This is a genomic window from Pontibacillus yanchengensis Y32, from assembly GCF_000770635.1.
GTDB classification, from domain to species: domain Bacteria; phylum Bacillota; class Bacilli; order Bacillales; family BH030062; genus Pontibacillus; species Pontibacillus yanchengensis.
Window position 1 is genome coordinate 1 of the sequence record NZ_AVBF01000103.1, and the last position, 8786, is coordinate 8786.

The window sequence follows — 8786 nt, forward strand, 5'->3', positions numbered from 1 at the left end:
TTCCATCTAAAGCAACGGAAACATCCATCTTTTCCAACCAGTTAGTAATAATAATTTTGAAATATATCTTGAATTCAAGTCTTCAAGATTATGCCTCGATTGTTGAATATCTCATTATTATTAAAACCACATACCCTACACCAAAAACAGCCTTTTCCCACAAAAAAAACTGACCTACAAAAGAGAGGTCAGTTAGCGATTAGTTCTTTACTTGTTCAATTAATTCTGAAGCTTTATCCGTTTTTTCCCACGGAAATTCTACATCTGTACGGCCAAAGTGACCAAATGCTGCCGTATCCTTGTAGATTGGACGGCGAAGGTCTAGCATTTTAATAATACCAGCTGGGCGTAAGTCAAAGATGTTACGAACGGCTTCTACTAAAGCTTCCTCAGACACCTTACCGGAACCAAACGTATTGATAGATATGGATACAGGTTGTGCAACGCCAATGGCATATGCAAGCTGTACTTCACAAGAATCCGCAAGTTTTGCTGCTACGATATTCTTAGCTACATAGCGAGCAGCGTAGGCAGCAGAGCGGTCTACTTTTGTGGCGTCTTTCCCACTGAATGCACCGCCACCATGACGGGCATATCCACCATACGTATCTACGATAATTTTCCTACCGGTAAGACCTGCATCTCCTTGAGGACCACCTATTACAAAACGGCCCGTTGGATTGATGTAATACTTTGTTTTGTCATCTAGTAATTCTTTTGGAACAATTGGGTTGATTACCTTTTCTTTAAGGTCTTCTGTAATTTGTTCCAATGTGATCTCTGGATGATGCTGGGTAGAAATGACAATAGTGTCAATTCGAAGTGGTTGATTGTTTTCATCATACTCCACTGTTACCTGCGTTTTTCCATCAGGGCGTAAGTATTCAAGTGTTTCATCCTTACGAACATCTGATAACCGTTTGGCTAATTTATGAGCAAGAGAAATTGGTAATGGCATATATTCAGGTGTCTCATTACTAGCATATCCAAACATAAGACCCTGGTCTCCAGCCCCAATATTTTCAATTTCCTTGTCAGTCATTTGACCTTCACGAGTTTCATATGATTCGTTTACACCTTGTGCAATATCAGCTGATTGCTCATCAATCGCAGTCAAAACTGCGCATGTTTCAGCATCAAAACCGAATTTAGCTCTCGTGTAGCCAATCTCTTTAATGGTATCTCGTACAATGGATTGAATATCAACGTACGTATTTGTTGAGATTTCACCGGAAACCAATACTAAGCCTGTGGTTACAGTAGTCTCACATGCAACTCGTGCATTTGGGTCATTTTTTAATATTTCATCTAAAATCGCATCAGAAATTTGGTCACAGATTTTGTCTGGATGTCCTTCTGTAACAGATTCTGATGTGAATAAGCGGCGATTTGCAGCCATCCCCTCAAACTCCTCCTTTAAAACAATGAATTGACACGGAACTCATCACCCAGCTGACTTTATAAGAAACAAACCTTATTTCTTCCTTACTCTACTAAGTAACAGTAGCTATCAAACCTAGATATAATGAATAATGATATGATCGTTTTGTAAACAATGTGCATATATAAAAAGAAGCAGAAAGTTAAACATTATTTAATTTAGTATTAAATAACGAATGTGCATTTTCGCATTAGAAAAATACGACGTCTCACTACATTGGGAGAGTCGTTACCTTTATTTTTATAGTAACCCTTCAAAAAGGGAACTTTTCTAAAGTAAAATAAAAAATCCTTTCCCGTTACTGAGCAAAGGGAAAGGGTCCTTTCGCTCTTATCGTTCAAGGTCCAATACCTTGCATCAGGTTAGCACCATTTCACTATATGCAGTGACGGTTGCTGGGTTTCCTAGGGCCTGTCCCTCCACCAACTCAGGATAAGATAGTTTCCGTTCGCGAACAATCATAACGTTTTGGACCTGGTATGTCAACTATTGTAGAGATATCCCCTTAAGAGTAGCGGAGTAATGAAAGAGGTTAACATATACTGGCTAACGACAATAGTAAAATTGTAGAAAACATACCGTTTGAATTCCATGATTAGTGTGGACTAATCAGATAAATGTGTTATACTAATCTTACATTAAAAACGACTTGTGGTTCTCACCATTTTCTTAATTATAATATAGAGTCCACTCAGTTTTTACCTTTATTTGCTTTTTCTCGTCTTCATGACGATGTTCCCATTATTTTAAAAAAGGCAGGTTTTGTTCGATGAGTACGGTAAATCAAAAGTCAAAGCTGACTGATCTGTTTGCACAGGAAACAGTTATGAAAAACCTTTCTGTAGCGGAATTAGTAGAGAAAATATTATTTCGTAAGGAAGGTCGGCTAACAGCAACAGGAGCCATCCAAGCCGAAACAGGTCGATACACAGGCCGCTCACCTGAGGATAAATTTATCGTAGAAGATGAAATCTCTAAGGAAAAGGTTGATTGGGGTAATGTGAATCAGCCCATTTCTGAAGATGTTTTCGAAGGTTTATACGAAAAAGTAATCCACCACCTTGGGGCTCAAGATGAAATTTATTCCTTTAAAGGGTTTGCTGGAGCTGATCAGCAATATCGCCTGCCTATTCATGTCCTAACCGAATTCGCATGGCACAATCTTTTCGCACAACAATTATTTATCCGTCCAACAGCTGAAGAACTTGTCAATCATGAAACCGCATTCACCGTAGTGTCTGCCCCAACGTTCAAAGCAGACCCAGAAGTGGACGGTACTCATTCAGAAGCATTTATTATGGTTTCCTTTAAACACCGTATCGTATTAATAGGTGGTACGGAGTATGCTGGAGAAATTAAGAAATCCATTTTCTCTGTAATGAACTATTTATTACCACAACAAGATGTCCTACCAATGCATTGCTCTGCTAACGTTGGACCAGAAGGAGACGTAGCTTTGTTTTTCGGGCTATCTGGTACAGGAAAAACCACCTTATCTGCTGACCCCCATCGTCGTTTAATTGGCGATGATGAACATGCTTGGTCTAATCGTGGCGTTTTCAATATCGAAGGTGGCTGCTATGCAAAGTGCGTGAGCTTAAGCAGAGAAAAAGAACCGCAAATTTACGATGCTATCCGTTTTGGTTCCGTTCTAGAAAATGTAGTCCTTGACGAAGAAACTAGAGAACCTGACTATGAAAATACATCCTTAACAGAAAATACTCGTGCAGCTTACCCTATTGAAAATATTGATAACATCACTCAGCCAAGTATTGCTGGACATCCAAACACAATAGTTTTCTTAACGGCAGATGCTTTCGGTGTTCTACCACCAATTAGCAAGCTAACGAAAGAACAAGCTATGTATCACTTCTTAAGTGGATACACGAGTAAACTAGCTGGTACAGAACGTGGTGTTACATCACCACAAGCTACTTTCTCTACTTGTTTCGGTTCACCATTCTTGCCATTACATGCTTCCACATATGCGGAAATGTTAGGTGAAAAAATCGATCAGTTTGATGCGAATGTGTATTTAGTTAACACAGGTTGGACTGGTGGAGCATATGGGGAAGGGAGCCGAATGAAGCTTTCTTACACCCGCTCCATGATTCAAGCCGCATTAGAAGGTGAGTTGAACTCCACCGAAACAGTAACAGATGAAATCTTTGGTCTTAATATCCCTACACATTGTCCTGGCGTTCCAGACGATGTATTAATTCCGAAGAAAACCTGGAAGAAAGAATCAGAATATCAAGAAAAAGCGAAACATTTAGCTAAGAAATTCCATGAGAATTTCAGCAAATTTGATGGGGTTAGCCAAAAAATTCGTAACGCTGGCCCAACATATAAGTAACACCAAATTTACTCCCTCATCTCCTTTATATAAAATGGCTAGCCCAAACAGGGTTAGCCATTTTTAATGTCTACTCCTTAAGCCAATCAGCAAGCTGCTTCACGGTTCGTCTATTAACAGCTGGTGGAAAATAATGATCAAGATCATGAAAGATCCAACTAGTCACAGGCTTTTCGTGTTGCTGCAACACATCTTCTAGCTTCTCGGAATGCTCCACCGATACATTTTGGTCATGTGCTCCATGTATGATGAGAACAGGACTGTCGAGTTTATCCATTCTAGATAAAGGAGTTCGTTGTTCATATCGTTCTGGGTATTTATTAGGTGTGCCTCCTACAACTCGTTTCAACATCCTACGAAGGTCTTCCCGCTCCCAATACGTAAGCTCCATATCACTTACTCCACCCCAGCATACAACTTTGTGAATATTAGGAACCTCCAAAGCCGTCCAAAGTGCCATAACCCCACCTCTTGAAAATCCAAACACATTCACCTCTCCATTAACTTGAGGATGATTAAAGAGAATACGTGCTCCATTGTGACCATCTAAGCGATCACGTAATGCAAAGTCTTCGCTACCTTCCCCTCCCATATTACCTCGATAACATGGGGCAAATACTACAAAGCCATAGGAAGCAAATTGAATGATTCGGCCTATACGAACCTTCCCTACATTCTTGATCCCCCCACGAAGATAAAGAAATCCCGGATATTGCTCCCCATCATTCGGCTCTACCAAAAAACCCTTCACTTGCAACCCATCGCTCCAATATGTAACAAGCGAAACCGTTAACCTGGGATTAGGAGATGGATAGCGCTGCTTTGAAATGATTGTAGCGTCTTTCATATCTATACTTCCTTTCTAGGCATTCACACATTTTGCATCAGAGCATAAGCTATCATAGCTTTTGATACTTATCTTACAGGAGGATGACCTCGAATGAAAAAAATGCGTTTGTTTCTATATTTTTCGTTAGCTTTAATGGTTCTATTCCCTCTCGCTTCTTGCGGGAAAGAACCCACAAATATTCGAGTAGCCGAAGTAACACGTTCGATATTTTATGCCCCACAATATGTAGCATTAGAGAAAGGTTTCTTTGAAGAAGAAGGGTTATCTGTGGATTTAAAAACAACCTGGGGCGGCGACAAAACAATGACGACGCTATTGTCTGATGGTGCCGATGTAGCATTGGTAGGCTCAGAGACCTCCATTTATGTGTATGCAAGAGGGGCTAGTGATCCCGTTATCAACTTTGCACAACTGACACAAACAGATGGTACGTTCCTCGTTGCACGAGAGGAGCAACCAAACTTTAAATGGGAGGACCTAAAAGACAGTACATTCTTAGGCCAACGTAAAGGCGGCATGCCTCAAATGGTTGGGGAATATGTTTTGAAACAAAAAGGAATCAATCCTCAAAATGATTTGAACTTAATCCAAAATGTTGAATTTGCCAATATTCCAAATGCCTTCGCTTCAGGTACAGGAGATTATGTTCAGTTGTTTGAACCAACTGCAAGTATTTTTGAACGAGAAGGTAAAGGTCATATTGTAGCATCGTTTGGAACAGAATCTGGTCATGTACCGTACACTGTTTTTATGGCAAAGGACAGCTTCATGAACGAAAACAAAGCAGACATGGAAAAATTCACACGGGCACTATATAAAGCACAAAAATGGGTGGAAGATCATAGCGCCGGGGAAATTGCAGACATCATTCAACCCTATTTTGAAGATACAGAAATTGAATTAATTGAAACAGTAGTTGATCGCTACAAGAGCCAAGGTTCTTATGCATTAGATCCAATTCTAGATCAAGAGGAATGGAACAATTTGAAAAATATCATGGATGCTTCTGGAGAACTTCCTGAAGATGTAGAGCATTCAACATTAGTAAATACGAAAATAGCTGAGAAGATTATGAATGAATAAGGGGGGAGAATCGTGGGTTTCCTTACCTTAGAGCACATTTCTCATCAATACTTCACAACATCTAGTTATACAAAAGCAATTGAAGATATAAACCTCACCATTGATGAAGGAGAGTTTGTATCATTCCTAGGACCAAGTGGGTGTGGAAAATCCACGATCCTCTCCATTGTATCTGGATTAATAACTCCTACAGAAGGTAACGTATTTGTAAATGGATCGCCTATCTCAAAACAATCCACATCCATTGGTTATATGCTTCAACAAGATTATTTGTTTCCATGGAAAACCATTCAACAAAATGTATTACTAGGTCCGTATATTCAACGAAATGTAACGCAAGAAATAAAGGAAAAAGCCATTCATATTTTAGAAGATATGGGACTAGGGAACGTTGTCACTGCTTACCCTACACAACTTTCTGGTGGAATGCGTCAGAGAGCAGCTTTGGCAAGAACACTTATTACAGATCCACACATTTTCTTATTAGATGAACCTTTTTCGGCACTTGATTATCAAACCAAATTAAAACTAGAAAACTTAGTAGCTAATACATTAAAAAAGTACAACAAAACCTCTCTACTCGTAACACACGATATAGGAGAAGCCATTGCTATGAGCGATCGCATTTATTTGCTTAGTGCTAATCCAGGGAAAATAGCAGCCACCTTTCAAGTGCCAAATCATTTGAAGTCTTTAGACCCCTTTGATGCTAGGCAAGACGCTGACTTTAATGATTTGTTCCAAGAAATATGGAAGGAGTTGAATGCACTTGAACACAACTCCTAAGCAAGACCAACAACGATTTGAAAATCATCTAAAACATCTAAAAAAAGAAAAAAGGCACGTTTGGGCATGGCAGTTCGTTATATTTGTTGTATTTTTTGCAATATGGGAACTATCAAGTCAATTGCAATGGATCGATCCTTTACTTTTCAGCTCTCCATCCAGCATAGCTGATTTACTCTTTCAAAAAGCAACGGATGGGTCCATTTTCTTGCACTTACGTGTAACACTACTCGAGACCATAGCAGGATTTATACTTGGTACGTTTATTGGGATTTTCCTAGCAGCGATATTATGGTGGTCTCCACGTTTTTCAAAAATTATTGATCCTTACTTGGTCATTCTGAATGCAATGCCTAAAGTTGCACTCGGTCCTATCATTATCGTGGCACTCGGACCAGGATATGTATCAATTATTGCAATGGGAGCAATCATCTCCGTGATTATTACAACCATCGTTGTGTATTCAGCCTTTCAAGATGTCGATGAGAACTATTTGAAAGTGCTTAACAGCTTTGGTGCAACTCGATACCAATGCTTTAAAGAAGCAGTATTACCAGCTTCCTTTTCCACCATTATCTCTACTTTCAAAGTAAATGTAGGCCTTTCATGGGTTGGTGTAATCGTTGGAGAATTTCTAGTTTCTCAAAAAGGATTGGGATACCTTATCATCTACGGCTTCCAAGTATTTGACTTTACCTTAGTCTTGTCCAGTCTAATGTTAATTGCTTTATGTGCTGCTATCATGTATCAAGCTGTAGACCGGTTGGAACGAAAGCTTATTAAGAACTCTAAATAAGAACAAAAGCTCGGGGCGCCCTATTTAGCAACGGGCGCTGGAGCTAAACGTGGACAGTTCAGCAATGTTGTACTATATAAAAATTAATAATAAAAAGCTCAGTTGCTTATCTAGAGCAACTGAGCTTTCTTTAAGTATTCGAGGCTATGAGGTAACACAGCATCCTTCATCATAAAACTAAAAGAAGAATCTCTCTTAATTGTAGAAGGGAGCTCACTTAAGCATACTGGACCTTTGGTTTCATAGTAATTCGGTTGAGAAGTAAGATCCTCAATATGTGCAAAGTAAATATTCTTTATGATGCATCCACCCTTACCATCAACATAGTATTGTCCTATGTAGGTGAGGTCTTCTACAACCCCTCCTGTTTCTTCCATAACTTCTCTTTTCGCTGCCTCTTCAGGCGTCTCTCCTTCTTCCACCTTGCCTCCTGGGAATTCCAAACCACGATCTTTATGCTCGGTTAAAAGCCATTTTTCTTTAAATCGACTAATTACCCACACGTGCTTTGGCGAGGTAGAAAAAGGGTGATCACTAAATGATAATTTTACTTCATTGTTGTAAAAATCATAAAAGGTAAACAATCCTAATCAACTGCCTTTAATGCTTCATTTCCTATCCCATTACTTATGATTCACGTTAATCATTTTCCATTGATTATCTTGGTACGCAAACTCGATCTCAATGGTATAATTCCCATGCATCTCACTTTGATTCTCTTGTATAACCATAACATGTTTGTTGTCTATTTGCTTAGTTTGGTATTGTTTTTCTTTATTGAACCAAGGTGGTGTTTCAGTTGGAACGATGTATAGTCCATTATTATATTCTTTATAATAAAAATCAACATATTCCTTCGCAAGAGCAGTTGTACTTATGGATTGAAACGATTGTATAAGTTCATTTTTTGAATCATAAGCTTTGACCTTATTATTTGGCCCAGCCTTTTGTACAAGTTTGTTCATGAATTCATCTGTACGTTTAGCAATGATTTTATGAGAAATGGTTGTCATTTCTTTCGACTGTGTTGAAACATTATTAGCTAATACAGGTTGTTCTGATTTCATCGCTGTTTTTTGTATTGAGGTTGAATTACGTACAGTATGGTCAGTGCCTGTAGCAGTATCATTAGAATTAATGGAATACGTACTTTGAGGCATGATTAGCATGGTGATAGATATGATTACTAGTAATAGTCCTGATGTTTTTCTCATAACTGACCTACTCATCTTGTCTCCTCCTTTTAATCTTTGGTGTTCTAGTTATATACTTCCTTTTCTAGAAGAGTGATAAACATTAAAAAACTTGTTGAATGACAAGCTTTGTTTGTTGTGGAGCCTTTTTGTAGGAACGCTTTTTCCTATGGCTGTTGGCTGATGTTCCATAGTAGCCCCATTATCTTGAAGACTTGAAGTCGAGATAAATTTTGGTCTGGAAAAGAGGGATGTTTCCGTTGCTTTCATGTAGAATAAAG

The 8786-nt window shown here is 38.8% G+C and carries 9 protein-coding genes and 1 riboswitch; of the genes, 4 read left to right on the forward strand and 5 right to left on the reverse strand.

All coding sequences use genetic code 11. From position 1 onward, the window contains the following. Positions 1 to 199 precede the first annotated feature (199 nt). Entirely contained in the window at positions 200 to 1399 is a 1200-nt protein-coding gene (gene metK / locus N782_RS19785) for a methionine adenosyltransferase (RefSeq protein ID WP_036824525.1), read from the reverse strand. 369 nt (positions 1400 to 1768) lie between these two features. Beyond that, a riboswitch (SAM riboswitch) is annotated at positions 1769 to 1880 on the reverse strand. A 330-nt stretch (positions 1881 to 2210) separates the two neighbouring features. Here metK and pckA point away from each other — a divergent pair. Further along, entirely contained in the window at positions 2211 to 3797 is a 1587-nt protein-coding gene (gene pckA, locus N782_RS19790) for a phosphoenolpyruvate carboxykinase (ATP) (RefSeq protein ID WP_036824528.1), read from the forward strand. 70 nt (positions 3798 to 3867) lie between these two features. Here the strand turns inward: pckA and N782_RS19795 are convergent, their stop codons facing one another. Next, positions 3868 to 4644 carry an alpha/beta hydrolase family protein gene (locus N782_RS19795; RefSeq protein ID WP_036824531.1) on the reverse strand — a complete coding sequence of 259 codons (777 nt, stop codon included), beginning with the start codon at positions 4642 to 4644 and terminating at the stop codon, positions 3868 to 3870. Positions 4645 to 4737: 93 nt separating this feature from the next. Between N782_RS19795 and N782_RS19800 the strand changes: the two genes are divergently transcribed. The 3 genes from N782_RS19800 to N782_RS19810 are packed head-to-tail and all read left to right on the forward strand — an operon-like array spanning position 4738 to position 7312. Then, positions 4738 to 5730, forward strand: coding sequence for an ABC transporter substrate-binding protein (locus N782_RS19800; RefSeq protein ID WP_036824534.1), 993 nt, complete (start codon positions 4738 to 4740; stop codon positions 5728 to 5730). A gap of 12 nt (positions 5731 to 5742) precedes the next feature. After that, a complete protein-coding gene (locus N782_RS19805; protein WP_036824536.1) occupies positions 5743 to 6516 on the forward strand; it encodes an ABC transporter ATP-binding protein in 774 nt (257 codons plus the stop codon). After that, on the forward strand, positions 6500 to 7312 hold the full coding sequence (locus N782_RS19810; protein WP_237582699.1) for an ABC transporter permease: 813 nt from the start codon (positions 6500 to 6502) through the stop codon (positions 7310 to 7312). The genes N782_RS19805 and N782_RS19810 overlap by 17 nt, the downstream gene beginning before the upstream one ends. 110 nt (positions 7313 to 7422) lie before the next feature. Here N782_RS19810 and ytkD read toward each other — a convergent pair whose 3' ends face one another. The 3 genes from ytkD to N782_RS22030 form a co-directional block, all read right to left on the reverse strand. After that, on the reverse strand, positions 7423 to 7896 hold the full coding sequence (gene ytkD, locus N782_RS19815; RefSeq protein ID WP_036824541.1) for an RNA deprotection pyrophosphohydrolase: 474 nt from the start codon (positions 7894 to 7896) through the stop codon (positions 7423 to 7425). 39 nt (positions 7897 to 7935) lie between these two features. After that, positions 7936 to 8541: a hypothetical protein gene (locus N782_RS19820; RefSeq protein WP_052111465.1), complete on the reverse strand. Its 606-nt coding sequence runs from the start codon at positions 8539 to 8541 to the stop codon at positions 7936 to 7938. Positions 8542 to 8574: 33 nt separating this feature from the next. Continuing rightward, on the reverse strand, positions 8575 to 8786 hold a 212-nt coding region (locus N782_RS22030), incomplete at its 5' end, for a hypothetical protein (protein ID WP_237582700.1).

Bases quoted from the DNA above. Each gene is read 5' to 3' on its own strand.
- N782_RS19795 (WP_036824531.1), bottom strand. From the start codon at position 4,644: ATGAAAGACGCTACAATCATTTCAAAGCAGCGCTATCCATCTCCTAAT.
- pckA (WP_036824528.1), top strand. From the start codon at position 2,211: ATGAGTACGGTAAATCAAAAGTCAAAGCTGACTGATCTGTTTGCACAG.
- N782_RS19800 (WP_036824534.1), top strand. From the start codon at position 4,738: ATGAAAAAAATGCGTTTGTTTCTATATTTTTCGTTAGCTTTAATGGTT.
- metK (WP_036824525.1), bottom strand. From the start codon at position 1,399: ATGGCTGCAAATCGCCGCTTATTCACATCAGAATCTGTTACAGAAGGA.
- N782_RS19820 (WP_052111465.1), bottom strand. From the start codon at position 8,541: ATGAGTAGGTCAGTTATGAGAAAAACATCAGGACTATTACTAGTAATC.